The organism is Rhodobacter capsulatus SB 1003, assembly GCF_000021865.1.
Taxonomy (GTDB): domain Bacteria; phylum Pseudomonadota; class Alphaproteobacteria; order Rhodobacterales; family Rhodobacteraceae; genus Rhodobacter; species Rhodobacter capsulatus_B.
This window is the reverse complement of sequence record NC_014034.1, coordinates 1,976,861-2,001,556: the sequence shown is the minus strand read 5'-3', so window position 1 is coordinate 2,001,556 and position 24,696 is coordinate 1,976,861. Positions and strand designations below refer to the sequence as shown.

The window sequence follows — 24,696 nt, the reverse complement described above, 5'->3', positions numbered from 1 at the left end:
TTTCTTGCGGGGATCTTACTTCACCACCCGGAACATCGCCCGGCGTTCCTCGGGCGTCATCGCCGAGACCGGCTGCCGCGGCGGCTGCGCCACCGGGGTCTGGGCGGCGGGGGTCCGGGCGGCGGGCGCGGGGGCGAGCGTCGGCGTTTTCGGCGTGTTCAGATGCGGCAGGCGCTTGCCCAGACCGAAGGCCTCGGGGCGGACCGGGGCGGGCAGCGGCGCGGTGGAAGCACAAGGCGTGATCGGCTGCACATGCGCGGCATCGACCAGGAAGCGGCGCGGGGTGCGGCCGATGCCCTGGCCTTCGCCGACCAGACAGCCCAGGATGCGGGTCACGTCGCCCATGTCCGAGGTCATCGGCAACAGCAGCAGCCGCGCCGTCATCGGCGGCTTGCCGATCCCGGCTTCGGCGGTCAGCACCAGTTCGGCGATGGCCGGGCCCTGAAACACCGCCTCGGTCGCATCGGCGACGCGTTTGCGGCCCTCGGGGGTGAACATCGCGGTCAGCGGCATGCCGCGGATTTCCATCCCCATCAGATCGTTCAGATGCATGCCCGCCAGACGGAAGCGGCCCATGCCGGGGGCGACGCGTTCCAGGATGAAGGCATATTCGAGCGCGTTTTCCAGACCGCGCGGGTCGATGTCGGCCCGGGCGGGCACGTCGCGACCGGCGCGCAGCCCTTCCCAATAGGCCCGCATCTGCGCCACGATGCGCCGCCCGACGCCAGCCTGCCCAAGCCGTGCCACTTTTTCAACTGTGTCGAAGTCGCGGTCCATCGTCGTTCTTCCCGTGTTTGCGGCCGCAGCCGCGCCATTGCGATGCAGCCCGAAGCTGCAACTGTCCCCGCAGCCGAGGCTGCCGTCCCCTGCACCCCCGGCCTGTGGCGTTTCGGGTCTTTCGGTTGACCCCGGGAGTGAAATGCTTACTGAAGTCTTAATACGCCTTTTTTCGGCCATATGGGGAACTAAAGTCTTAAATGGTTAAACCTGTCTCTACCGCCCGTTCGCTGCAAGGCCCGCTGTCGATGACCGGCTTTGCCTCTGTTTCCGGTTCCGGCCATGGCCATGACTGGCTGTGGGAGATCCGCTCGGTCAATGGCAAGGGCCTGGATCTGCGGCTGCGCCTGCCCGAGATCGAGGGGCTGGAGGGGGCTGTGCGGGCGGCGCTGACGCAGCGGGTCTCGCGCGGGAATATTCAGCTTTCACTGAAGCTTGCGCGGGGAAGCGGGGCGGATCGGCTGCGTCTTTCGGGGCCTGGTCTGGCGGCCGCGCTGGCGGCTTTGCGCGAGGTCGAGGAGGCGGCGCGGCAGCATGGGGTCAGCCTCGCTCCGGCGCGGGCCACGGACCTGCTGTCGCTGCGCGGCGTGCTGGATCAGGGCGGCGGCGAAACCGAGGAGCAGGGGCCGCTGCGCGAGGCGCTGCTGGCCGATCTGGACCGGCTTCTGGTTGATTTTCTGGCAATGCGTGCGGCCGAAGGCGGGCAGCTTGGTGGCATAATTGTGGCGCAGATCGACAGAATCGCCGATCTGACCGAGCAGGCGGCAAAAATGGCCGAGGCGCGGCGGCCCGAGGTGGCGGCGGCGCTGCAGGCGGCGCTGGCGCGGGTGCTGGAGACCGGGGGCGATCCGCAGCGGGTGGCGCAGGAACTGGCGCTGCTGGCGGTCAAGGCCGACGTGACCGAGGAAATCGACCGGCTGCGGGCGCATGTGGCGGCGGCGCGGGCGCTTTTGACGGATCCCGGGCCGATCGGGCGCAAGTTCGATTTTCTGACGCAGGAATTCGTGCGCGAATCGAATACGCTCTGTTCGAAGTCGGGATCGACCGCGTTGACCGCGATCGGGCTTGACCTGAAACATGTGATCGACCAGATGCGCGAGCAGATTCAGAACGTGGAGTAAGTCATGCCCGAGATGCGGCGCCGGGGCCTTTTGATCATCCTGTCCTCGCCTTCGGGGGCGGGGAAATCGACCTTGGCGCGGCGGCTGATGGCCTGGGATGCGTCGCTGTCGTTTTCGGTCTCGGCGACGACGCGCAATCCGCGCCCGGGCGAGGAAGACGGGCGGGAATATTATTTCCGCTCGCGCCCCGAATTCGAAGCGATGGTGGCGGCGGGCGAGATGCTGGAACATGCCGAGGTCTTCGGCAATCTTTACGGCACGCCCTCGGCCCCGGTCGAGGCGCGGCTGGCCGAGGGGCGGGATGTGATTCTGGATATCGACTGGCAGGGCGGTCAGCAGGTGCGGCGCTCGAGATTGGCGCAGGATGTGGTGTCGATCTTCATCCTGCCGCCCTCGATCGCCGATCTGGAGCGGCGGTTGCGGATGCGCGCGCAGGACAGCGACGAGGTGATTGCCGGGCGGATGGCGAAAAGCCGCGACGAGATCAGCCATTGGGGCGAATATGATTACGTCGTGATCAACCGCGATATCGCGGCTTCCGAGGCCGAGCTGGTGACGATCCTGCAGGCGGAACGGGCGCGGGCGGTGCGCCAGCCGGGGCTGACCGAGTTCGTGCGCGGGCTGAACAGGGAGTTCGAGGCAAGATGATCTATGCGCTGGACGGTGTTGCGCCTGTGCTGGGGCAGGGTGTCTGGGTGGCGCCCGATGCGAATGTGATCGGCAAGGTGGTGCTGGAAGAGGGCGCCTCGGTCTGGTTCGGCTGCACCCTGCGCGGCGACAACGAGGAAATTCGGGTCGGGGCCGGAACGAATCTGCAGGAATCGGTGATCTGCCATACCGACATGGGCTTTCCGCTGCTCATCGGGGCGCATTGCACCATCGGCCATCGGGCGATGCTGCATGGCTGCACGATCGGCGAGGGGTCCTTGATCGGGATGGGGGCGGTGGTGCTGAACGGGGCGAAGATCGGACGCGGCTGCCTGATCGGCGCCGGGGCGCTGATCACCGAGGGCAAGGAGATCCCGGACGGATCGCTGGTGATGGGCGCGCCGGGCAAGGTGGTGCGGGAGCTTGACGCGGCCGCCCGGGCGCGGCTGTTGCGATCGGCCGAACATTACCGCGCCAATGCGGCGCGGTTCGCCCGCGGGCTGACGCCCGTCTGATCAGTTCCAGCTGGGCGGCACTTCGAGGATGTCGAAATCGCGGCCCCCCCAGATCTGGCGCACTTCGGCGCAAACGATCGCGGTGTTGGGCAGGGGGGGCGAATAGGCCCGCAGCGGTCCTTGATAGCCGAGCCGGTCCAGCAGACGGGCAAGGTCCAGAATGTCGTGCCCCGGGCTGAACAGCGGCGCCAGCACGACATCGGGGCTGACACGGGCCAGCATCTCGGCGTCGATCATCGCCAGCCGCGCGATGGTGATCGAGGCGCCCTGCACGCCGCGCAGGGCACGCGGCAGGGATTGCGACGGGTCGACCACCAGAATGCGGCGCCCGGCCAGCGACACCTCGGCGGGATCAAGACGTTTGCTGCTTTTGGGGGCATCGATCGGCGGGGGCATCATTCCATCCGGTACTGCGACGGAAACCCATCGCTCATGACAACAACATCCGCGAATTCAGCAAAAGCTTAGCCCCCCTGGCTTTTGCATGCGGCCTTGAACTTGGGTATCGTTTCCCGAAGCTTGCTCGGGTCAAGCATTGGATATGTCAGGGTGACCGAAAAATGGCGGATTCGTCAACAATCTCCTTGGCCGAGACGTTACCGTTTCCGATTCTGCTCGTGTCTCCCGCGCAGCGGGTGCTGCATGCCAATTCCGGCGCCGAGGCGCTGCTGGGGACGGGGCTGGTGGGGCGGACGCTGGTGACGGTGCTGCGCCAGCCCGGGCTGATCGAGGCGGTCGAGGCGGTGCTGGCCGGGCAGGGACGGCAGCAGGTGCGGCTGCGGCTGGGCAGTCAGGGGCGGGAGACGCAGGTACTGGTCACGGTCGCCGCGCTGGCCGAGGGTTCCCTGGTGCTGACCTTCGAAGATCGCACCGCGGTCGAGACGGCCGAGGCGATGCGGCGCGATTTCGTCGCCAATGTCAGCCACGAGCTGCGCACGCCGCTGACAGCCCTGATGGGCTTTGTCGAGACGTTGCGCGGTGCGGCCAAGGACGATCCGGTGGCGCGCGACCGCTTTCTGGCGATCATGGAGCGGGAAGCCGGGCGGATGAACCGGCTGGTGGGGGATCTTCTGTCGCTCAGCCGGGTCGAGGCCGAGGAGCGGCGGCGGCCGACGACGGGCACGGATCTGGGCGCGGTGCTGCGCGGCGCGATGCAGGCGCTGGCGCCCCTGGCCGAGGCGCGGCAGGTGCAGCTGCTGCGCGAGGGCCTGACCGAGGGGTTGAAGATCCCCGCCGATCCCGACCAGCTGACGCAGGTTTTCACCAACCTGATCGAGAATGCGATCAAATACGGCGGCAGCGGCGGCGAGGTGCGGATTTCTGTCGATAAGATCGATTATGAGCCGGTTCTGCGCCGCGCGGCCTTGCGGGTCGTGGTGGCGGATCGCGGCGAAGGCATCGATCCGATTCATCTGCCGCGGCTGACCGAGCGGTTCTATCGCATCGACACCCATCGCTCGCGCGAGCAGGGCGGGACCGGGCTGGGGCTGGCGATCGTCAAGCATATCGTTCTGCGCCATCGCGGGCGGATGAAGATCGAAAGCGAAAAGGGCCAGGGCAGCCGGTTCCTGATCCTGCTGCCGGTGTCCTGATCCCGAGGGGGGCTGCCTTGGGCAGCCCGTTCGACCGGAAGGCCCCCCCACCGGAAGGCTTTCCGATCCCGTCTTGTCCCGGGATATTTTCAGCAAGACGAAGGGGATAGAGGGTGTTCCTTATCTGTTCCCGCGTCTTCAGCGCAGCCAGATCACGCCATTCGGGCCAAGCTGCACGGTGCCATCTTGGATCTTTGCCGCGACCACCGGTCCGGTCGGCGTGCCGATAATCCCGCTGAGAGTCACCGGATCGGGGCCGAGATTGAAGAGGCAGGTCAGGCTTTCCGTGTCGGTTTCGCGCCGGAAGCCCAGCACCGGATCGGGCAGGTCGAGGAAGCGGGTGCGGCCGGTGCGCAGCGCGGCGCTGGCGCGGCGGAAGGCCAGAACGGCGCGGTAATGGTGCAGCACCGAGGCGAGATCAGCCTCCTGAGCGGCGACGTTGCGCGCAAGGCGCGGGGCCTTGACCGGAAGCCAGGGCTTGACCGTGCTGAAGCCGCCCTGCGCGGTGCCGTCCCAGACCATCGGCGTCCGACAGCCGTCACGCCCCTTGTTCTCTGGCCAGAAGCGCAGCCCGGGCGGATCGGTCAGCTCCTCATAGGCGAGGTCGGTTTCGGTCTGGCCCAGTTCCTCGCCCTGATAAAGGCCGATCGTGCCCTCGAAGGAGGCCAGCATCGAGATCGCCAGTTTCGCCACCGCATCCTGATCGCCGTATCCGGCCCAGCGGGTGACATGGCGGTTCACATCATGGTTGGAGAAGGACCAGGAGGGCCAGCCGTCGGGGGCCGCGCGGAAAAAGCCGTCAAGCACCCTGCGGAAATGCGCCGGGGCGAATTTCGGCCCCAGCATGTCGAAGCTGTAGGCCATGTGCAGATGCGCCGTTCCGGAAGTGTATTCCGCCATCAAAGGCAGCGCGCGATGGGGGACTTCGCCGATCTCGCCGACCATGCAGCGGTTCTCGTACTGATCCAGAAGCTTGCGCATTCGCGCAAGGAAATCAAGGTTTTCCGGCCGGTTCTTGTCATGGGCATGGTCTTGCATGTCATAGGTCGAGACCGGCGGCCAGCGCGTCGGATCGGGGGGCATCGGCGGGTTGTCGCGCAGCGCGCCATCGTGGATGTAATAGTTCACCGTGTCGAGCCGGAAGCCGTCGACGCCGCGATCAAGCCAGAACCGCAACACCTCGAGCATCTCGTCCTGGACCTCGGGATTGCGCAGGTTCAGATCGGGCTGCGAGATCAGGAAATTGTGCAGATAATACTGGCCGCGCTCGGGCGACCATTCCCAGGACGAGCCGCCAAAGACCGACTGCCAGTTGTTCGGCGGCGATCCGTCGGGCTTCGGATCGGCCCAGACATACCAGTCCGCCTTGGGACCGCGCCGCTTCGAATCGGCAAACCAGGGATGGCGGTCCGAGGAATGGCTGAGCACCTGGTCGATGATCACCTTGAGACCCAGATCATGGGCGCGCGCCACCAGCGCGTCGAAATCCGCAAGCGTGCCGAACACCGGATCGATATCGCGATAATCCGAGACGTCATAGCCCATGTCGTCCATCGGCGAGCGGAAGATCGGGCTGAGCCAGATCGAATCGACCCCGAGCGCGGCGACATGGGGCAGCCTTTCGGTGATGCCTTTCAGGTCTCCGATGCCGTCGCCGTTCGAATCCTGAAAACTGCGCGGATAAATCTGGTAGATCACTGCGCCACGCCACCAATCTCTGCCCATCGTCATCTCCGTGCCACTATATGAAGCAAGCATAGGCGCATTCTTTGCCGCGGCAATGACAGAACGTCCGATGGGGCGGGTTCGGCTTGACGGCGGCGGGGCGGCATCCCATCAAGGGGGTGGGAGAACGAAGAAGGGTTTGACAGTGAGAGATGCAAGCGCGCCCAGCGTCGCAGGCTTTCCGGGCGGAAATCCTGCGCCATCTGACCTATTCCATGGGCAAGGATGCGGGCCATGCCTCGCTTTACGACTGGCGCATGGCATTGAGCCTTGCGCTGCGTGATCACATTGTCGGACCCTGGTTCGACGCCACCCGGCAAACCTATGAACAGGGGCGCAAGCGGGTCTATTACCTGTCGATGGAATTCCTGATCGGCCGGGTGCTTGAAGATGCCGCGATCAATCTGGGCATGCGGGCGATTGCGCGCGAGGCCATCGAGGGGCTGGGGCAGGACTGGCATCAGGTCGTCGAAGATGAACCGGATGCGGCGCTTGGGAACGGCGGTCTGGGACGGCTTGCGGCCTGTTACATGGAAAGCATGGCAACGCTGGGCTGTGCGGGTTATGGCTATGGGATCCGCTACGAGCACGGGCTTTTCCGGCAGTGGTTCGATGGCGGCCGCCAGGTGGAGACCCCCGAGGACTGGCTGAAACAGCGTCACCCCTGGGAATTCGAGCGGCCCGAAGTCTGTTATGAGATCGGGTTCAAGGGCACGGTCGAGATCGTGAATGGCAAATCGGTCTGGGCCCCGGCGGAAACGGTGATCGCCGAAGCTTATGACATGCCGGTGATCGGCTGGCAGGGACGCTGGGCAAACACCTTGCGGCTTTGGGCGGCAAAGCCGACGACGCTTTTCGATCTGGCCCGCTTCAACCATGGGGATTTCGCCGCTGCCGCCGAGCCGGAGGCCCTGGCGCGCACGCTCAGCCGGGTGCTTTATCCGGATGACACCACTTTTCAGGGCAAGGAACTGCGCCTGAAACAGGAATATTTCCTGACCTCGGCGGCGTTGCAGGACATCTTGCGCCGTCATCTGACGGCCGGTCTGGCGCTGACCGATCTGCCCGATCATGTCGCGATCCAGATGAATGATACGCATCCCGCGATCGCCGGCCCCGAGCTGATCCGGCTGCTCAGCGACGTGCATGGCATGAGTTTCGAAGAGGCGCTGGAGATCGGCGTCAAATGTCTGGGTTATACCAACCACACGCTTTTGCCCGAGGCGCTGGAACGCTGGGCGACCTATCTGATGGGCTCGGTGCTGCCGCGGCACATGCAGATCATCGAGGCGATCGACGCCTGGCATTTGCGGATGAATCCGACGCGGCCGCATTATGTGGGGATCGTCAAGCATCACGAGGTGCGGATGGGCGAGCTGGCCTTCATCACCTCGCACAAGGTCAACGGCGTTTCGGCGCTGCATACGGAGCTGGTGAAGAAGAACCTGTTCCCCGAGCTTGACAAGCTGCATCCCGGGCGGATCATCAACCAGACCAACGGGGTGACGCCGCGGCGCTGGTTGCGCATGGCCAACCCGGCGCTGTCGCGGTTGATTACCGGGGCGATCGGGCAGGGTTGGGAGGCCGATCTCGACCGCCTGCGCGAACTGGATAAACTGAGCGAAGACAAAGTCTTCCGGGATGACTTTGCGAAAGCCAAGCGCGCGAACAAGGTCGCTTTGGCGGAGTGGATCGCGCAGACGCAGGGGGTGGTGGTCAACCCGGACGCGTTGTTCGATGTGCAGGTCAAGCGCATCCACGAATACAAGCGGCAGTTGCTGAACATCCTGCAGACGATTGCCGAATGGCATGTCATCCGCTCCAACCCGACGGCCGAGGTGGTGCCGCGGGTGAAGATCTTCGGCGGCAAGGCGGCGCCCGGCTATCAGGCCGCCAAAGAGGTGATCCGGCTGATCAACGATGTGGCGCGGGTGGTCAACAACGATCCCTATGTCGGCGACCGGCTGAAGATCGTTTATCCGCCGAATTACAATGTCTCGATGGCCGAGCGGCTGATCCCGGCCGCGGATCTGTCCGAACAGATCTCGACCGCGGGCAAGGAGGCCTCGGGCACCGGCAACATGAAATTCGCGCTGAACGGGGCGCTGACCATCGGGACGCTGGATGGCGCCAATGTGGAGATCCGCGACGAGGTCGGGGCGGAGAATTTCTTCCTGTTCGGTCTGACGGCGGAAGAGGTGACGGAGCGGCGCAAGGATCCCGAACATGCCCGCCATGCGATCCTGAAAAGCCAGCCGTTGCAGGACGTGCTGCAGATGATCGCCGAGGGGCGTTTCTGTCCCGAGGAGCCGAGCCGCTATCACGGGCTTGTCCATAACATGTGGCACAGCGATTATTTCCTGGTCGCGTCGGATTTCGAGGCCTATCGCGATGCGCAGACGGAAGTGGACCAGACCTTCGCCGAGCCGGATCGGTGGTGGCGGATGGCGATCCTGAACACGGCGCGGATGGGGTTTTTCTCCTCCGACCGCGCCATTCGTGGTTACATGACGGATATTTGGGGGACCGAATCCGCCCTTTGAAGGTGAAGGAATGTCGATGATCTTGTCTGCCGAGGCGCTGGCGCTGGCCGAGGGCCGGCATGACGATCCTTTTTCGATTCTGGGCTGGCATCAGACCCCGGAAGGGGGGCGTCTGGTGGCGCTCGTGCCGGGGGCCGAACATGTCTGGGCAATTTCCCGCGAGACCGGGGCAGAAGCTGAGCTTCAACATGTAACCAACGGACTCTTCGCAGGAAAATGGGAAGGCGGCAGATATCGTCTGCGCGCCCGCAATGCCCAATCCACCTGGGATTTCGAGGATGCCTATGCCTTCGGTCCGGTGCTTGGCGAGATCGACGAATATCTGATCGGAGAGGGCACGCATCGTCGTCTGTGGCAGGTTCTGGGCGCGCATGTGATCTGGCACGAGGGGATCCGCGGCGTGCATTTCGCAGTCTGGGCGCCCTCGGCGCGGCGGGTTTCGGTCGTCGGAAATTTCAACATCTGGGATGGCCGCCGACATCAGATGCGCCGTCGCGGCGCGACGGGGGTTTGGGAGATCTTCGTGCCGGGCCTGATGGCGGGCGAAGTTTACAAATATGAGATCCTGTCGGCCGATGGCGTCGTTCAGCCTTTCAAGGCCGATCCGGTGGGATTTGGCGCCGAGCATCCGCCGCAGACGGCGTCTCAGGTCCGCGAGCTTGGACTGCATCTGTGGGGCGACGGCGCCTGGATCGGGCAACGCCAGAAGATGCAGGACATTCATGCACCGATTTCGATTTATGAGGTGCATCTCGGCTCCTGGCGACGGGTCTGGGATCAGGGCGGACGCGCTCTGAGCTATCACGAACTGGCGGGGCAACTTGTCGATTACGTCGTCGAGATGGGGTTCACGCATATCGAGCTTTTGCCGATAACCGAATTTCCCTTTGATGGCTCCTGGGGCTATCAGCCGATCGGGCTTTATGCGCCAACGATCCGCCATGGGCGCCCTGAGGAATTCGCGGCTTTTGTCGATGCCGCGCATCGCCGGGGTGTCGGGGTGATCCTGGATTGGGTGCCGGGCCATTTCCCGACCGACGATCATGGGCTGCGCCGCTTCGACGGGACCGCGCTTTATGAACATGCCGATCCGAAAGAAGGGTTCCATCAGGACTGGAACACGTTGATCTACAATTACGGCCGGCGCGAAGTGAAGAATTTCCTTCTGGCCAACGCGCTGTTCTGGCTTGAGGAATATCACCTCGACGGGCTTCGGGTCGATGCAGTGGCCTCGATGCTCTATCGCGACTATTCGCGGCGGGACGGCGAATGGGTGCCCAATATTCATGGCGGACGAGAAAATCTGGAGGCGATCGACTTTCTGAAAGAGGTCAATGCAGAGGCCTATGGCGGCGCCCCGGGGATCATGACGGTGGCCGAGGAAAGCACCGCCTTTTCGGGGGTGACCCGGCCGGTGCATCTGGGCGGGCTTGGCTTCGGCTACAAGTGGAACATGGGCTGGATGAATGACAGCCTGCGGTATTTTTCCCGCGATCCGATCCATCGCCGCTGGCATCACAACGAACTTACCTTCGCAAGTTCATACACTTACAGCGAGAACTTTATCCTGCCGATCAGTCACGACGAGGTCGTTCACGGCAAGGGGTCGATGCTGGGCAAGATGCCGGGAGACGGGTTGCAGAAATTCGCCAACCTGCGGGCCTTCTATGCGTACCAATGGGCGCATCCGGGCAAGAAGCTGCTCTTCATGGGGCAGGAGTTCGCGCAGGGGCGCGAATGGGCGCATCAGGGGGCCCTTGACTGGCACCTTCTGGACGACCCGCTGCACCGCGGCATGCAGGCGTTGGTGCGCGATCTGAACAAGCTTTACCGCGATACCCCGGCCTTGCATTGGGGCGATTGCGACCCCTCCGGTTTCGACTGGATCGAGGCGGATGATGCCGAAGCGTCGGTTTATGTTTTCGAACGTCGTGCCCCGGGCGCAGATCCTGTCGTGGTGGCGGCCAATCTGACGCCTCTCGACCGCACCTATCGCATCGGCCTGCCCCAGGCGGGGACATGGTGCGAGATCTTCAATTCCGACAGCGGCTATTATGGCGGTGCCAACTGGGGCAATCTCGGCGCGATCGAGGCCGACGAGATCGCCACCACGCGACGCCCGTTCAGCGCCGAGGTCTATCTGCCACCACTCTCCGTGGTGATGTTCACGCCCGCCTGAGGCGCAAGGGAGGAAAGCATGAAACCGCAACCGAACCAGAGGCTTTCGTCACAGGCCATGGCCTTCGTTCTGGCGGGCGGTCGGGGGAGCCGTCTGAAGGAGCTGACCGACAGGCGCGCGAAACCTGCGGTCTATTTTGGCGGCAAGACACGCATCATCGATTTCGCCCTGTCGAATGCGCTCAACTCCGGCATTCGCAAGATGGCGATCGCGACACAATACAAGGCGCACAGCCTGATCCGGCACATGCAGCGCGGCTGGAACTTCTTCCGCGCGGAACGTAATGAATATCTTGATATTCTTCCGGCAAGTCAGCGGATCGACGAAAGCAAATGGTATCTGGGCACCGCCGATGCGGTGGCGCAGAACATCGACATCATCGAAGATTATGACGTCAAATATGTGATCATTCTGGCTGGCGATCACATCTACAAGATGGATTATGAGGTGATGTTGCTGCAGCATGTGCTGAGCAAGGCCGATGTGACGATCGGTTGTCTGACCGTGCCGAGAGCCGAGGCCTCCGCCTTCGGCTGTATGGCGGCGGACAAGACCGGGCGCATCACCCAGTTCATCGAGAAACCGGCCAATCCGCCGGGGCTGCCCGAAGATCCGACCCATTCGCTGGTCTCGATGGGGATCTATGTCTTCGACTGGGTGTTCCTGCGCGAGTTGCTGATCCGCGATGCCGAGGATCCCCATTCCAGCCATGATTTCGGTCACGACCTGATCCCGCAGATCGTGAAATATGGCAAGGCGATGGCGCATCGGTTCTCGGAAAGCTGCGTGACGTCGGGTCTGGAACACGAGCCTTATTGGCGCGACGTCGGCACGATCGACGCGTTCTGGCAGGCCAATATAGACCTGACGGAATTCACGCCGAAGCTTGATCTTTATGACAATGCCTGGCCGATCTGGACCTATGCCGAGATCGTGCCGCCGGCGAAATTCATCCATGACGAAGACGGGCGGCGCGGCAGTGCGGTCAGTTCGCTGATCTCGGGGGATTGCATCGTTTCGGGTTCCGAAGTGCGCAACTCGCTTCTGTTCACCGGGTGCCGGTCGCATAGTTGGTCGACAGTTCAACATGTTGTCGCCCTCCCTTATGTCGATATCGGCGAACGTGCCCAGCTCACGCGTTGCGTCATCGACCGCGGGGTGAAGGTTCCGCCGGGACTTGTCGTCGGGGTGGACCCGGAAGAAGATGCGAAGTGGTTCCGCCGGACCGAGGGCGGGATCGTGCTGATCACGCAAAGCATGCTTGACGCCCGTGCGGCAGCCCTGGGCTGAGACGGCAACCGATTTGAGTCAAACGGCGACCAGATGCGCATAATCAAGGGGACGGCGATGAAACGTGTTCTTTCCGTTGCGTCCGAGGCGGTTCCGCTGGTGAAAACCGGTGGCCTGGCCGATGTTGTGGGGGCCTTGCCCGAAGCGCTTGCGGGGCAGGGCTGGGAGATGCGGGTGATGCTTCCCGCCTATCGTGGCGTGCTGGATCGGCTTGCGGCCACGACCGTGGTCTGGAGCGATCCGGACCTTTTTGGCGGACCGGCCGAGGTGCATCTGGGCAAGGTCGGGACGATGGAGGTGATGGCGCTGAGCGCGCCGCATCTCTACGATCGGGCGGGCGGTCCCTATTCCGATCTCCACGGTGATTTCGGCGACAATGCCGAGAGGTTTGCCGCTTTGTGCTGGGCGGCGGCAGCTGTGGCGCGCGAGGGCGCGGAGGACTGGCGGCCGGATGTGCTGCATGCGCATGACTGGCAAGGCGCCCTTGCGCCTGCTTATCTGCGCTATGCCGGGGCGTCGTTGCCAAGCCTGATCACGATTCACAACATGGCCTTTCAGGGCCGTGTGGGGGCCGACAAGATGGGCGCCCTGCGCTTGCCACGCGAGGCGTTCCACCGGGATGGGTATGAGTTCTGGGGAGACATCTCGACCCTGAAGGCCGGTCTGACGACTGCCGATGCGATTACCACCGTCAGTCCCCGCTACGCCGAGGAACTGATGCGCGGCGAATATGGTCAGGGGCTTGAAGGGGTCATTGCCGCGCGGGCCGGTGTGGTTGTCGGTATTCTGAATGGCATCGATGACCGGGTATGGAATCCGGAAACCGACCCGGAGTGCATTTCTTTCTCTGTGACGAACATCTCCGGAAAATCAAAAAATCGCAAAGCGTTGCAGGCTGAATTTCAACTTGAAAAGAAGATCGACGAACCTTTGGTGATCCTCGTCTCGCGGCTGACGGCGCAAAAGGGGATCGACCTTCTGCCGCCTGCGGTCGAGGAGCTGGTCGCCAGAGGGGGGGCGCTTGCCCTGCTTGGCTCTGGCGATTCCTGGGCCGAAGATCTCGTGCGCGGTCTGGCCGCACGCTTCCCCGGCCGGGTCGGGGTGCGGATCGGTTACGACGAATCGTTGAGCCATCGGATGTTTGCGGGCGCAGATGCGGTGCTTGTGCCCTCGCGCTTCGAGCCCTGCGGTCTGACCCAGCTTTATGGGTTGCGTTACGGCTGCCTGCCCCTTGTTTCCGCGGTCGGCGGCCTTGCCGACACGGTGATCGGGGCTTCCCCGGCAAGCCTGGCGGGGCAAGCGGCGACGGGCGTCGTGTTCCATCCGGTCGATGCCTTGGCGCTGCGACAGGGGATGCGGCAGCTGTGCGATCTGCATGCCGATCGCAGGATCTGGACCGCGATGATGAAGCGGGCAATGAAGTCCGATCTTGGGTGGTCGCGGTCTGCCGCCCGTTACGCGGCACTTTATGAACGGTTGCTGGCGCGATGAAGATCGGACCGGGAAGGGCAGAGATCCTGGGGGCAATCCCGGTTTCCGGCGGCGTGAATTTCGCTCTTTTTTCTGCCCATGCGGAAAAGGTCGAGCTTTGCCTTTTCGACGGTGACCAGGAGACCCGACTTGTCCTGCCGGGGCGTGCCGGGGATGTGTGGCATGGGTTTGTTCCCGGCCTGGTTCCGGGTGCGGAATACGGATATCGTGTCTATGGACCCTGGGCCCCGGAGATCGGTCACCGGTTCAACCCGTCCAAGCTGCTCGTCGATCCCTATGCGCGGGCCCTGACGGGCCCTCTGGTCTGGGGGCCGTCAATGCAGGGGGGCGTCGGCGCGACCCGGCCGGATCGGCGCGATTCCGCCGCGTCAACGGCGCGCGGGATCGTCTGCGAAATTCAGAAGCCACTTTGGGATCGGCCTACAAGAACCTGGTCGCAAACGATTATTTACGAAGCGCATGTGCGTGGGCTGACGATGCAGCACCCCGAAGTCCCGGCGGCCTTGAGAGGGGGCTATGAGGCTGTCGCGTCGCCGCCGATCATCGAGCATCTGAAACGGCTCGGGGTCACTGCGCTTGAACTCTTGCCTGTCGCGGCCTTTATCGATGACCGCTTTCTGGTCGAGAAGGGGCTGCGCAATTACTGGGGGTATCAGCCGATCGGGTTCATGGCCCCCGATCCGCGGTATGGCACGCGTGAGAGCTTTCGCGCCATGGTCCGGGCTTTGCATGCGGCCGGGATCGAGGTCATCCTGGACGTCGTCTTCAATCACGCGGGCGAGGGCGATGGGACCGGTCCGACCGTGAGCCTGCGCGGAATTGACAATAATTCCTATTACAGGTTGTGTGAAGGTGGGCGCTCTTACGTCAATGACACTGGGACGGGGAATACGCTCAACCTTGCGCATCCGATGGTTCTGCGTCTGGTGATGGATGCCTTGCGTCACTGGGTCGAGGAAATGGGGGTCGATGGCTTCCGCTTCGATCTGGCCACGACGCTTGGCCGGGCCTCGACGGGAGAGTTCAAGGAACTGGCTTCGCTGATCTCTGCGATCCGGCAGGACCCGGTTCTCAACGCGGTGAAACTGATTGCGGAACCTTGGGACATCGGTCCCGGCGGCTATCGCCTGGGCGCTTTTCCTTACCCGTTCGTGGAGTGGAACGATCGCTTCCGCGATGGTGTGCGGCAGTTCTGGCGGGGGGATGCCGGGTTGATTCCGGAACTGGCGCGGCGCGTTGCGGGCTCTGCGGAGATCTTCGATCATCGTGGCCGACCCGCGACGACGTCGGTCAACTTTCTTACGGCCCATGATGGGTTCACCTTGCATGACCTTGTTTCCTATGCGGAAAAGCGAAACGAGGCGAATGGTGAAAACAATCGCGACGGTCACAATGCGAATTTCTCGCAGGCTTTGCCTGATGCCGGTGCGAAGGCGTCGCGAAAGCGGGCGATGCTGGCGACCCTGATGCTGTCGCAAGGTGTCCCGATGCTGCTTGCCGGGGATGAACTGGGCAATTCGCAAGCGGGGAACAACAACGCTTATGCGCAGGACAATCCGATCGGCTGGGTAGATTGGCAGACCGCGGACGAGGGGCTGATTGCCTTTGTGTCGCGTCTCATCCGGCTGCGCCGAGACCATCCTGTCTTGCGACAGACCCGTTTCCTGCATGCCAAGATCCGCGCTCAGGACGGGGTTCGCGACCTGATCTGGCGGCTGCCTTCCGGTGCCGAACTGTCCTCGCAAGATTGGCATGACGCCCAGTCGCGCTGTCTTTGCGCCGAGGTGCGGGGCGCCGCCGAGGGTCCCCCGGGTCTTGCCTCGGGGGAAGCGATGTTTGCCGTCTTCAACGCGGGAGGGGCGACCGAGGTGCATCTGCCAGACGGCGCGTGGCGGCTGCTGATCGACACGGCCGAACCTGATCGCCCCGAAGCCCCGCATTTTGCCGCAGCGACTTGCGTTGCCGCGCAATCCGTTCAACTGTTCATCCGATCGACTGCACGGCAGGAGCCAAGTCCATGACCACCCATCCGACACGCCCGTTCGAGGGCCAGAAACCCGGGACGTCCGGGTTGCGCAAGAAAACGCCCGTCTTCATGCAACCGGGCTATCTCGAGAATTTCGTCCAAAGCACGTTCGATGCGATCGGCGGAGTTGCCGGAAAGACGCTCGTCCTCGGGGGCGATGGCCGCTATTTCGGCGTCGAAGCTGCTCAAGTGATCCTGAAGATCGCGGCAGCTGGCGGTGCGGCGCGGATGATCGTGGGGCAGGGGTCCTGGCTCTCGACGCCTGCGGCCTCCAACTTGATCCGTCTGCGCAAGGCCGATGGCGGCATCATCCTTTCCGCAAGTCACAATCCGGGCGGCCCCGACGAGGATTTCGGGGTCAAGTACAACATGGCCAATGGCGGTCCCGCGCCGGAGGCGGTGACGGACGCGATATTTGCACGCACGCAGGTCATCGACTCTTATCGGAAGCTCGACGCGCCAGATGTCAATCTGACGATGGTCGGTGAAAGCCGCTTGGGCGACATGGTGGTGGACGTCATCGACCCGGTGTCGGCCTATGCCGACATGATGGAATCCATTTTTGATTTCAAGGCGTTGCGGGGTCTCTTTCACGAGGGATTCGCGATGCGGATGGACAGCATGTGCGCCATCACCGGTCCCTATGCGGTGGAGATTTTCGAAAACCGGCTGGGCGCTGCGAAAGGCACGGTCGTTCACGAACAACCGCTTCCGGATTTTGGCGGCATGCATCCGGATCCGAATCCGACCTGGGCACATGAGTTGATGGCCGAGATGATGGGCCCCGATGCGCCCGATTTCGGGGCGGCTTCGGACGGCGACGGGGACCGCAACATGATTGTCGGTCGCGGCATCTATGTGTCGCCCTCGGACAGCCTTGCCGTCATCGCCGCCAATGCGCATCTGGTGCCCGGTTATGCGCAAGGTCTGAAGGGGGTGGCGCGGTCGATGCCGACCTCTGCCGCCGTTGATCGGGTGGCCGAGGCCTTGAAACTGGCGTGTTATGAAACGCCGACGGGGTGGAAATTCTTCGGCAATCTGATGGATGCCGGACGGGTCAGCCTTTGCGGCGAAGAAAGCTTCGGTACCGGGTCCGACCATGTTCGGGAAAAGGACGGGCTCTGGGCCGTGCTGATGTGGCTGAACATCATTGCGGCCCGGAACATGGGCGTGGCCGAAATCATGGCGGATCATTGGGAGACCTTCGGGCGGAATTACTATTCGCGGCACGACTACGAGGCTTTGCCGGTCGATCAGGCCAACGCCATGCTCGGTGATTTGCGCGATCGGCTGTCTTCCTTGAAAGGGACGCAAGTTCAGGGGCTTGTGGTGCAAGATGCAGATGAGTTCAGCTATGAAGATCCGGTCGACGGCTCGATTTCCGCACATCAGGGCTTTCGCATCCTGTTCGAAGGTGGCTCGCGCGCGGTCTTGCGTCTGTCCGGAACCGGCACCGAAGGCGCAACGCTGCGGGTCTATCTGGAGCGGTATGTCGCCGGACCGGAGGGCCTGACAGAAGATCCTCAGCACGCTTTGGCGCCGATCATCGCGGCGACAGAGGATCTTGTCGGGATCAAGGCCCGAACGGGACGGAAAGGCCCGGATGTGATCACCTGACAATCAAAGGCGCCACTTCGAAGAGGTGGCGCCTTTGGTCTCACACAGGAAAATCCTATAATCAGTATTATGTAAAATGCGGGTGCGATCCAGGACCCATCACGGGGTCAAAATCGTGCAGCCGGTGGTCTTTCGGCTTTCAAGCGCCGTATGGGCCGCGGCGACATCTTTCAGGTCATAGCGCTGACCGATCTCGACCCGGATCGTTCCCTTCAGGATCAGATCGAACATTTCGGCGCTCGCCTTGCGCAGCCAGCCCGGTTGCGCCGTGTGATGAAACAGCGTCGGCCGTGTCAGACGCAAAGAGCCGCGGGAAAGATCGGTGATCCGAAAATCAAGCGCCGGTCCCGAGCTTTGCCCGAAACTGACCAGCGTTCCGAAAGTCTCCAGCACTTCGACCGATTTCTTCACCGTCACCGCGCCAACGGAATCGTAGACCGCCTTCACGCCCTTGCCCTCGGTCAGCCGCATCGTCTCGGCGACGAAATCTCTGGTCTTGTAATCGATCACCGCATCATAGCCATGCGCCAGCGCCAGCGCGCATTTCTCGGCCGTGCCCGCCGTGCCAAGCGCCCGCACGCCCTTGTGTTTCAGCCATTGCCCGGCCAGCAGCCCGACACCGCCCGCCGCCGCATGCACCAGAACGCAGTCCCCCGCGGCGGCCGGATAGGAATGATGGATCAGGTAATGCACGGTCAGCCCCTTGAGCATCACCGCCGCCGCGATCTCGTCGCTGATCCCCTCCGGGATCGGCACCAGATCCTCGGCCGCAATCACCCGGTGGCTCGCATAGGCGCCATTGCGCACCGTATAGGCGACGCGCTGTCCCACCGGCAGATCGACGCCGGGACCGACCGCTTCGATCACCCCCGCAGCCTCGCCCCCGGTTATCAGATCCGCAGGCACGCCCCAGGGATAAAGCCCGGTGCGAAAATAGACATCGATATAGTTCAGCCCGATCGCGGTCTGCCGCAACAGCACTTCGCCCGGACCCGGCTGCGGCACATCGCGCTCCAGCAGACGAAAATTCTCCACCCCGCCGGGAGCGGTCACCACCATCGCATAGCTCATCGCAATCTCCTTCCGAAAGACGGTTCCGGCCCGACACCACCCCGTGCCCGTGACCCGTTTGCGCTCACAATGACCCCGCCATCACGACGCGTCAATCATCGGAATCGTTGGAAAATAGCTGCCCCGAAGCGCCAGGATCGCTTCCCACAGCCGTTCGGCCACCGGCCTTGGCACCTCGTCCTCGCGCCGCACCATGAACCAGTTGCGCACGATCGGCAGCCCCGGCGCCGAAAGCTCCACCAGCCGCCCCGAGCCCAGCTCCTCGGTCACCGTATGCAGGCTGAGAAAGGCGATGCCCAGCCCCGCCATGACCGCCTGCTTGATCGTCTCGTTGCTCTCCATCTCCATCGTCTCGAAAGCGCGTCCGTCCGCCACCCGGTCCAGCCAGCGCTCCATCAGGATCCGCGTCCCCGAGCCCGGTTCGCGCGTCAGGAACACCTCGTCCAGCAGCGCATCCGCACTGACCCCCTGCCCCAGCAGCCGATGCCCCGGCGGCACGAGCAGCGTATGCGGATGCGGCCCCAGCGGCTCGGCCAGAACCGGCGGGCGCCGCGGCGGCCGCCCCATGATCGCAATTTCAAAGGCGCCGCGTTCCAGCCCCTCGATCGTGGTCTCGCGGTTGCCCACCCGCAGCGCCACCTCGATATCCGGGTGCGAAAGACTCAGGGCCTTGACCAGCCTTGGCGCGAAATATTTCGCCGTCGAGACCACGCCCAGCGTCACCCGGCCGGTTTTCCCGCGTGATAGCGCTGCCAGATCGGCCCCGGCCTGCGACAAAGCGTCTTCGATCCGCTTCGCCGCCGCCAGCATCGCATGACCGGCATCGGTCAGGTCCGACCCCGCGCCATCGGCGGCCCGCTGCAAAAGACGCACTTGAACTGCGTCCTCCAAACCCTTGATTTGCGTATGAATTGCTGGCGTCGTCAGGCCAAGCGCCTGTCCCGCCGCAGTCAGCGAGCCCCATTTTGCAACCGCCCTCAGCGCGCGCAGTTGCTTCATCGTGATCCCGTCCAGCCGGACCATATTAAATTTTCCTGAAAGCGAGTTGCCGAATTTCAAATTTGCATGAAACCGCTTTCGGCGCAACGTCCGGCCAACCGAATGAGGAGGAGGCCATGGCGATCGAGCTTGAAGGTCTCGGGCTTAGCCCGGAACTGGCGGATGTGATGACCCGGCTGGCGCGTGTGGGGGCGGATCTGGCCCGCACCATTGCCCGCAACGGGGTGGAAACGGACCTGGCGGCGGGCGTCGGCACCAATGCCGGGGGCGATGGTCAAAAGGCGCTCGACGTGATGGCGGACGACGCCTTCCGCGAGGCGCTGACGGGCACCGCCGTCGCTTATTATGCTTCCGAAGAACAGGACGAAGTGGTGACGCTGGGCAAAGGTACGCTCGCCTTGGCCATCGATCCGCTCGACGGCTCCTCGAACATCGATGTGAACGTGTCGATCGGCACGATCTTCTCGATCTTCCCGGCGACCGACGATCCGAACACCAGCTTCCTGCGCAAGGGCTCGGAACAGATCGCGGGCGGCTATATCATCTACGGGCCACAATGCGCGCTGGTGTGCAGCTTCGGGCGCGGCGTGCATCACTGGGTGCTTGATCTCGACAGCCGCAGCTTCAAGCGCCTGCCCGACATCAAGGCATTGCCGCAAGACACGTCGGAATATGCGATCAACGCCTCGAACTACCGGCATTGGCCCTCGCCGATCCGCGCCTTCATCGACGATCTGGTGGCGGGCGCCGAGGGGCCGCGCGGGCGCAACTTCAACATGCGCTGGATCGCCTCGCTCGTTGCCGAAACCCACCGCATCCTGATGCGCGGCGGCGTGTTCCTCTATCCGGGCGACGAACGCAAGGGCTATGCCCGCGGCCGTCTGCGCCATGTCTATGAATGTGCGCCGATCGCCTTTCTGATCACGCAAGTGGGCGGCGGCGCCACCGACGGCTGCGAGGACATCCTCTCCGCCCTGCCCGACAAGCTGCATGCGCGCACGCCCTTCGTTTTCGGCTGCGCGGCCAAGGTGGCCCGCGTCACCGCCTATCACGACCTGCCCGGGGAGGAGACCTCGGCACTCTTCAACACCCGCGGTCTTTTCCGGAGCTGATCCCATGTCGAAAAAATACCCCATCATCTCTGTCGTCGGTTCCTCGGGGGCTGGCACCTCGACCGTCAAGGCGACCTTCGACCAGATCTTCCGCCGCGAGGGGGTGAAAGCCGTCTCGATCGAGGGCGACGCCTTCCACCGGTTCAACCGCGCCGACATGAAGGCGGAACTGGAACGCCGCTATGCCGCGGGCGATGCCACCTTCTCGCATTTCTCCTACGAAGCGAATGCGCTCGAGGATCTGGAACGCGTCTTCCGCGAATATGGCGAAACCGGCAAGGGCCGCACCCGGCGTTATGTCCACGACGCCAATGAATCGGCGAAATACGGGGTCGAGCCGGGCCATTTCACCGACTGGGCGCCGTTCGAGGAAGATACCGACCTGCTCTTCTACGAGGGCCTGCATGGCTGCGTGACGAATGATCAGGTCAACATCGCTGCCCATGCCGACCTGAAAATCGGTGTCGTGCCGGTGATCAACCTTGAATGGATCCAGAAAATCCACCGTGACCGGGCGCAGCGCGGCTACACGACCGAGGCCGTCACCGACGTGATCCTGCGTCGCATGCATGCCTATGTGCACTGCATCGTGCCGCAATTCTCGCAGACCGACATCAACTTCCAGCGCGTGCCGGTTGTCGACACGTCGAACCCGTTCATCACCCGCTGGATCCCGACGCCGGACGAAAGCCTGATCGTGATCCGCTTCCGCAACCCGCGCGGCATCGATTTCCCCTATCTGACCTCGATGATCCATGGGTCGTGGATGAGCCGGGCAAACTCGATCGTCATTCCGGGCAACAAGCAGGATCTGGCGATGCAGCTGATCCTGACGCCGCTGATCGAGCGTCTGGTGCGCGAAGGCCGTCGCGCGCGGGCCTGAACCGGAACGATTTCAAGACATTGGCGAGGCCCGGCCCACCGGGCCCGCCGCTCGGACGAAAGGCTCATCAGGGAGGAGGAGCCATGAAGGATCTCGATATGGCGCAGGAAACGCGGATGGCCAATGCCATCCGGGCGCTGGCGATGGATGCGGTGGAACAGGCGAAATCCGGGCATCCCGGCATGCCGATGGGCATGGCCGATGTCGCCACCGTTCTTTTCAACCGTTTCATGAAGATCGACCCGGCGGCGCCGAAATGGCCCGACCGTGACCGCTTCGTGCTGTCCGCGGGTCATGGCTCGATGCTGCTTTATGCGCTGCACCATCTGCTCGGCTATGCCGACATGGATATCGCGCAGCTGAAAAACTTCCGCCAGCTTGGCGCCCGCACCGCCGGCCATCCCGAATATGGCCATGCCGACGGCATCGAGATGACGACCGGCCCGCTCGGTCAGGGGATTGCGACCGCGGTCGGCATGGCGCTGGCCGAGCGCATGAAGAACGCACGTTATGGCGATGATCTGGTTGATCATTTCACCTATGTCATCGCCGGGGACGGCTGCCTGATGGAGGGCATCAGCCACGAGGCGATCGACCTGGCCGGGCATCTGGGGCTGGGCCGTCTGATCGTGTTTTGGGATGACAACCGCATCACCATCGACGGCGACACCGATCTTTCGACCTCGACCGATCAGAAGGCGCGCTTTGCCGCCTCGGGCTGGCATGTGCAATCCTGCGACGGTCATGCGCCCCATGAGATCGCCGCCGCGATCGAGGCCGCCAAGGCCGACCCGCGCCCCTCGATGATCGCCTGCCGCACGGTGATCGGCTTTGGCGCGCCGAACAAGCAGGGCGGCCACGATGTGCACGGCGCGCCCTTGGGCGCCGAGGAAATCGCCGCCGCGCGGGCTTTCCTTGACTGGCCGCATGCCCCTTTCGAGATCCCTTCCGAACTCACCGCGGCCTGGGGCCGGGTTGCGGCACGGGGGGCTTCGGCGCGGGCCAACTGGGAGGCGCGGTTGCAAAACCACGCGGCCCGCGCCGACTTCATCAAGGCCGAGGCCGACGACACCTCGGCCCTGCCCGCCGCCATCGCGGCCTATAAGGCGCGTCTTTCCGCCGACAAGCCGAAAGTGGCGACGCGCAAGGCCAGCGAGATGGCGCTCGAGGTGGTGAATGCCACCCTGCCCCACTCCGTTGGCGGCTCGGCCGATCTGACCGGCTCGAACCTGACCCGGTCGAAGGGGATGGTCTCGGTGAAGCCGGGCGCCTTTGCGGGCAACTATATTCACTACGGCATCCGCGAACACGGGATGGCGGCGGCGATGAACGGCATAGCGCTGCATGGCGGCCTGCGCCCCTATGGCGGCACCTTCATGGCCTTTGCCGATTACTGCCGCCCGTCCATTCGCCTCTCGGCGCTGATGGGGGTTCCGGTCACCTATGTGATGACGCATGACTCGATTGGTCTGGGCGAGGACGGGCCGACCCACCAGCCGGTCGAGCATCTGGCCTCGCTGCGGGCGATCCCGAACCTGAACGTGATCCGCCCCGCCGATGCGGTCGAGACCGCCGAGGCCTGGGAAATCGCCATGACCTCCAAGGCGACGCCGAACCTGCTGGTGCTGTCGCGGCAGAACCTGCCGACGCTGCGCACCACCCATACGGCCGAGAACCTGACCGCGCGCGGCGCCTATCTCTTGCGCGGTCCCGAGGACCGGCAGGTGACGCTGATCGCCACCGGCTCCGAGGTCGAGATTGCGCTCGCCGCCGCCGATCAGCTGGCGAAAGAGGGGATCCGCGCCGCCGTCGTCTCTGCCCCCTGCTTTGAACTTTTCGCGGCGCAACCGCGCGATTATGTGACGAAGGTTCTGGGCACGGCGCCGCGGGTGGGCTGCGAGGCGGCGATCCGGCAAGGCTGGTGCATGCTGCTTGGGCCCACCGATGCCTTTGTCGGCATGACCGGCTTTGGTGCCTCGGCCCCTGCCCCGCAGCTTTATCAACACTTCAACATCACCGCAGAGGCGCTTGTCTCTGAAGCAAAAAACCTGATCTGAGGGAAATGATGACCGTCAAAGTTGCCATCAACGGTTTTGGCCGCATCGGCCGCAACGTGCTGCGTGCCATCGTCGAGTCGGGCCGCACCGATATCGAAGTCGTCGCGATCAACGACCTTGGCCCGGTGGAAACCAACGCCCATCTGCTGCGCTTCGATTCTGTCCACGGCCGCTTCCCGGCGACCGTGACCACCGGCGAGGACTGGATCGACGTCGGTCGCGGCCCGATCAAGGTCACCGCGATCCGCAACCCGGCCGAGCTGCCCTGGGGCAATGTCGATGTCGCGCTGGAATGCACCGGCATCTTCACCACCAAGGAGAAGGCCGCGGCCCATCTGCAAAATGGCTCGAAGCGCGTCCTGGTCTCGGCGCCCTGCGACAATGCCGACAAGACGATCGTTTTTGGCGTGAACCACGCCACGCTGAGTGCCGAAGACCTGGTCGTGTCGAACGCCTCCTGCACCACGAACTGCCTGAGCCCCGTTGCGAAAGCGCTGAATGACGCGATCGGGATCACGAAAGGCTTCATGACGACGATCCACAGCTATACCGGCGATCAGCCGACGCTCGACACGATGCACAAGGATCTCTACCGCGCCCGTGCCGCCGCGCTGAGCATGATCCCGACCTCGACCGGGGCTGCCAAGGCCGTGGGTCTGGTGCTGCCCGAACTCAAGGGCAAGCTCGACGGCGTCGCGATCCGGGTTCCCACCCCGAACGTCTCCGTCGTCGATCTGGTCTTCGAAGCCGCCCGTGACACCAGCGTGGCGGAAGTGAACGCCGCGATCCGCGCCGCCGCCGATGGCCCGCTGAAAGGCGTGCTGGGCTATACCGACCAGCCCAACGTCTCGTCGGACTTCAATCACGATCCGCATTCCTCGGTCTTCCACATGGATCAGACCAAGGTGATGGAGGGCCGGATGGTCCGCATCCTGTCGTGGTATGACAATGAATGGGGCTTCTCGAACCGCATGGCCGATACCGCCGTGGCGATGGGCAAGCTGATCTGAGAAAACGCCGGGGCGCTGCCCCCGGACCCCCGGCGTATTT

19 protein-coding genes are annotated in these 24,696 nt (G+C 63.8%); 14 read left to right on the top strand and 5 right to left on the bottom strand.

Annotated features, from left to right (window positions below; all coding sequences use genetic code 11):
- Positions 1–15 precede the first annotated feature (15 nt).
- A complete protein-coding gene (locus RCAP_RS09175; RefSeq protein ID WP_013067573.1) occupies positions 16–777 on the bottom strand; it encodes a PAS domain-containing protein in 762 nt (253 codons plus the stop codon).
- Between the two features lie 200 nt (positions 778–977).
- Here RCAP_RS09175 and RCAP_RS09170 point away from each other — a divergent pair, with 200 nt between their 5' ends.
- The 3 genes from RCAP_RS09170 to RCAP_RS09160 are packed head-to-tail and all read left to right on the top strand — an operon-like array spanning position 978 to position 3,061.
- The gene (locus RCAP_RS09170; protein ID WP_238530191.1) at positions 978–1,898 is read left to right on the top strand and encodes a YicC/YloC family endoribonuclease; all 921 of its coding nucleotides are present in this window, start codon (positions 978–980) and stop codon (positions 1,896–1,898) included.
- Positions 1,899–1,910: 12 nt separating this feature from the next.
- The gene (gmk, locus tag RCAP_RS09165; protein ID WP_031321221.1) at positions 1,911–2,546 is read left to right on the top strand and encodes a guanylate kinase; all 636 of its coding nucleotides are present in this window, start codon (positions 1,911–1,913) and stop codon (positions 2,544–2,546) included.
- Complete coding sequence (locus RCAP_RS09160; protein WP_013067570.1) at positions 2,543–3,061, top strand: gamma carbonic anhydrase family protein; 519 nt, start codon at positions 2,543–2,545, stop codon at positions 3,059–3,061. The genes gmk and RCAP_RS09160 overlap by 4 nt, the downstream gene beginning before the upstream one ends.
- On the opposite strand, the gene RCAP_RS09155 is transcribed toward RCAP_RS09160, so the two are convergent.
- Positions 3,062–3,460 carry a hypothetical protein gene (locus tag RCAP_RS09155; RefSeq protein ID WP_023911444.1) on the bottom strand — a complete coding sequence of 133 codons (399 nt, stop codon included), beginning with the start codon at positions 3,458–3,460 and terminating at the stop codon, positions 3,062–3,064.
- A gap of 161 nt (positions 3,461–3,621) precedes the next feature.
- Between RCAP_RS09155 and RCAP_RS09150 the strand changes: the two genes are divergently transcribed.
- On the top strand, positions 3,622–4,653 hold the full coding sequence (locus RCAP_RS09150; RefSeq protein WP_013067568.1) for a sensor histidine kinase: 1,032 nt from the start codon (positions 3,622–3,624) through the stop codon (positions 4,651–4,653).
- A gap of 138 nt (positions 4,654–4,791) precedes the next feature.
- Here RCAP_RS09150 and RCAP_RS09145 read toward each other — a convergent pair whose 3' ends face one another.
- A complete protein-coding gene (locus RCAP_RS09145) occupies positions 4,792–6,378 on the bottom strand; it encodes an alpha-glucosidase (protein WP_013067567.1) in 1,587 nt (528 codons plus the stop codon).
- Positions 6,379–6,530: 152 nt separating this feature from the next.
- Between RCAP_RS09145 and RCAP_RS09140 the strand changes: the two genes are divergently transcribed.
- From RCAP_RS09140 to RCAP_RS09115, 6 genes are read left to right on the top strand one after another with little or no spacing between them, the layout of a single operon-like run.
- On the top strand, positions 6,531–8,921 hold the full coding sequence (locus RCAP_RS09140; RefSeq protein ID WP_013067566.1) for a glycogen/starch/alpha-glucan phosphorylase: 2,391 nt from the start codon (positions 6,531–6,533) through the stop codon (positions 8,919–8,921).
- A 10-nt stretch (positions 8,922–8,931) separates the two neighbouring features.
- Positions 8,932–11,100 (top strand): 1,4-alpha-glucan branching protein GlgB, encoded by a 2,169-nt coding sequence (glgB, locus tag RCAP_RS09135; protein WP_013067565.1) that lies wholly within the window; start codon positions 8,932–8,934, stop codon positions 11,098–11,100.
- Between the two features lie 18 nt (positions 11,101–11,118).
- On the top strand, positions 11,119–12,390 hold the full coding sequence (glgC, locus tag RCAP_RS09130) for a glucose-1-phosphate adenylyltransferase (protein WP_013067564.1): 1,272 nt from the start codon (positions 11,119–11,121) through the stop codon (positions 12,388–12,390).
- Positions 12,391–12,447: 57 nt separating this feature from the next.
- Positions 12,448–13,881 carry a glycogen synthase GlgA gene (gene glgA, locus RCAP_RS09125; protein WP_013067563.1) on the top strand — a complete coding sequence of 478 codons (1,434 nt, stop codon included), beginning with the start codon at positions 12,448–12,450 and terminating at the stop codon, positions 13,879–13,881.
- Positions 13,878–15,902 carry a glycogen debranching protein GlgX gene (gene glgX / locus RCAP_RS09120; RefSeq protein ID WP_013067562.1) on the top strand — a complete coding sequence of 675 codons (2,025 nt, stop codon included), beginning with the start codon at positions 13,878–13,880 and terminating at the stop codon, positions 15,900–15,902. The genes glgA and glgX overlap by 4 nt, the downstream gene beginning before the upstream one ends.
- Positions 15,899–17,524, top strand: coding sequence for an alpha-D-glucose phosphate-specific phosphoglucomutase (locus tag RCAP_RS09115; protein ID WP_013067561.1), 1,626 nt, complete (start codon positions 15,899–15,901; stop codon positions 17,522–17,524). Before glgX ends, RCAP_RS09115 begins: the two co-directional genes overlap by 4 nt.
- A gap of 99 nt (positions 17,525–17,623) precedes the next feature.
- On the opposite strand, the gene RCAP_RS09110 is transcribed toward RCAP_RS09115, so the two are convergent.
- Together RCAP_RS09110 and cbbR are read right to left on the bottom strand one after the other, a co-directional pair.
- Positions 17,624–18,595 (bottom strand): quinone oxidoreductase family protein, encoded by a 972-nt coding sequence (locus RCAP_RS09110; protein WP_013067560.1) that lies wholly within the window; start codon positions 18,593–18,595, stop codon positions 17,624–17,626.
- 81 nt (positions 18,596–18,676) lie between these two features.
- Positions 18,677–19,618 (bottom strand): LysR family regulator CbbR, encoded by a 942-nt coding sequence (gene cbbR / locus RCAP_RS09105; protein ID WP_013067559.1) that lies wholly within the window; start codon positions 19,616–19,618, stop codon positions 18,677–18,679.
- Positions 19,619–19,710: 92 nt separating this feature from the next.
- On the opposite strand from cbbR, the gene RCAP_RS09100 reads away from it, so the two are divergent.
- From RCAP_RS09100 to gap, 4 genes are all read left to right on the top strand, one after another.
- Entirely contained in the window at positions 19,711–20,706 is a 996-nt protein-coding gene (locus RCAP_RS09100) for a class 1 fructose-bisphosphatase (RefSeq protein WP_013067558.1), read from the top strand.
- Between the two features lie 4 nt (positions 20,707–20,710).
- The gene (locus RCAP_RS09095; RefSeq protein WP_013067557.1) at positions 20,711–21,589 is read left to right on the top strand and encodes a phosphoribulokinase; all 879 of its coding nucleotides are present in this window, start codon (positions 20,711–20,713) and stop codon (positions 21,587–21,589) included.
- 83 nt (positions 21,590–21,672) lie between these two features.
- Positions 21,673–23,646, top strand: coding sequence for a transketolase (gene tkt / locus RCAP_RS09090; protein ID WP_013067556.1), 1,974 nt, complete (start codon positions 21,673–21,675; stop codon positions 23,644–23,646).
- 8 nt (positions 23,647–23,654) lie between these two features.
- Positions 23,655–24,656, top strand: a complete 1,002-nt coding sequence (gap, locus tag RCAP_RS09085) for a type I glyceraldehyde-3-phosphate dehydrogenase (protein WP_013067555.1) — start codon at positions 23,655–23,657, stop codon at positions 24,654–24,656.
- The last annotated feature ends 40 nt before the right edge of the window (positions 24,657–24,696 follow it).

What these genes read in the sequence shown, in the direction of transcription:
- RCAP_RS09150 (WP_013067568.1), top strand. Translation starts at nt 3,622, where the DNA reads ATGGCGGATTCGTCAACAATCTCCTTGGCCGAGACGTTACCGTTTCCG.
- cbbR (WP_013067559.1), bottom strand. Translation starts at nt 19,618, where the DNA reads ATGGTCCGGCTGGACGGGATCACGATGAAGCAACTGCGCGCGCTGAGG.
- RCAP_RS09155 (WP_023911444.1), bottom strand. Translation starts at nt 3,460, where the DNA reads ATGATGCCCCCGCCGATCGATGCCCCCAAAAGCAGCAAACGTCTTGAT.
- glgB (WP_013067565.1), top strand. Translation starts at nt 8,932, where the DNA reads ATGTCGATGATCTTGTCTGCCGAGGCGCTGGCGCTGGCCGAGGGCCGG.
- RCAP_RS09160 (WP_013067570.1), top strand. Translation starts at nt 2,543, where the DNA reads ATGATCTATGCGCTGGACGGTGTTGCGCCTGTGCTGGGGCAGGGTGTC.
- glgC (WP_013067564.1), top strand. Translation starts at nt 11,119, where the DNA reads ATGAAACCGCAACCGAACCAGAGGCTTTCGTCACAGGCCATGGCCTTC.
- glgA (WP_013067563.1), top strand. Translation starts at nt 12,448, where the DNA reads ATGAAACGTGTTCTTTCCGTTGCGTCCGAGGCGGTTCCGCTGGTGAAA.
- gmk (WP_031321221.1), top strand. Translation starts at nt 1,911, where the DNA reads ATGCGGCGCCGGGGCCTTTTGATCATCCTGTCCTCGCCTTCGGGGGCG.
- RCAP_RS09100 (WP_013067558.1), top strand. Translation starts at nt 19,711, where the DNA reads ATGGCGATCGAGCTTGAAGGTCTCGGGCTTAGCCCGGAACTGGCGGAT.
- RCAP_RS09145 (WP_013067567.1), bottom strand. Translation starts at nt 6,378, where the DNA reads ATGGGCAGAGATTGGTGGCGTGGCGCAGTGATCTACCAGATTTATCCG.
- glgX (WP_013067562.1), top strand. Translation starts at nt 13,878, where the DNA reads ATGAAGATCGGACCGGGAAGGGCAGAGATCCTGGGGGCAATCCCGGTT.
- RCAP_RS09110 (WP_013067560.1), bottom strand. Translation starts at nt 18,595, where the DNA reads ATGAGCTATGCGATGGTGGTGACCGCTCCCGGCGGGGTGGAGAATTTT.
- gap (WP_013067555.1), top strand. Translation starts at nt 23,655, where the DNA reads ATGACCGTCAAAGTTGCCATCAACGGTTTTGGCCGCATCGGCCGCAAC.
- RCAP_RS09175 (WP_013067573.1), bottom strand. Translation starts at nt 777, where the DNA reads ATGGACCGCGACTTCGACACAGTTGAAAAAGTGGCACGGCTTGGGCAG.
- RCAP_RS09140 (WP_013067566.1), top strand. Translation starts at nt 6,531, where the DNA reads ATGCAAGCGCGCCCAGCGTCGCAGGCTTTCCGGGCGGAAATCCTGCGC.
- tkt (WP_013067556.1), top strand. Translation starts at nt 21,673, where the DNA reads ATGAAGGATCTCGATATGGCGCAGGAAACGCGGATGGCCAATGCCATC.
- RCAP_RS09170 (WP_238530191.1), top strand. Translation starts at nt 978, where the DNA reads ATGGTTAAACCTGTCTCTACCGCCCGTTCGCTGCAAGGCCCGCTGTCG.
- RCAP_RS09095 (WP_013067557.1), top strand. Translation starts at nt 20,711, where the DNA reads ATGTCGAAAAAATACCCCATCATCTCTGTCGTCGGTTCCTCGGGGGCT.
- RCAP_RS09115 (WP_013067561.1), top strand. Translation starts at nt 15,899, where the DNA reads ATGACCACCCATCCGACACGCCCGTTCGAGGGCCAGAAACCCGGGACG.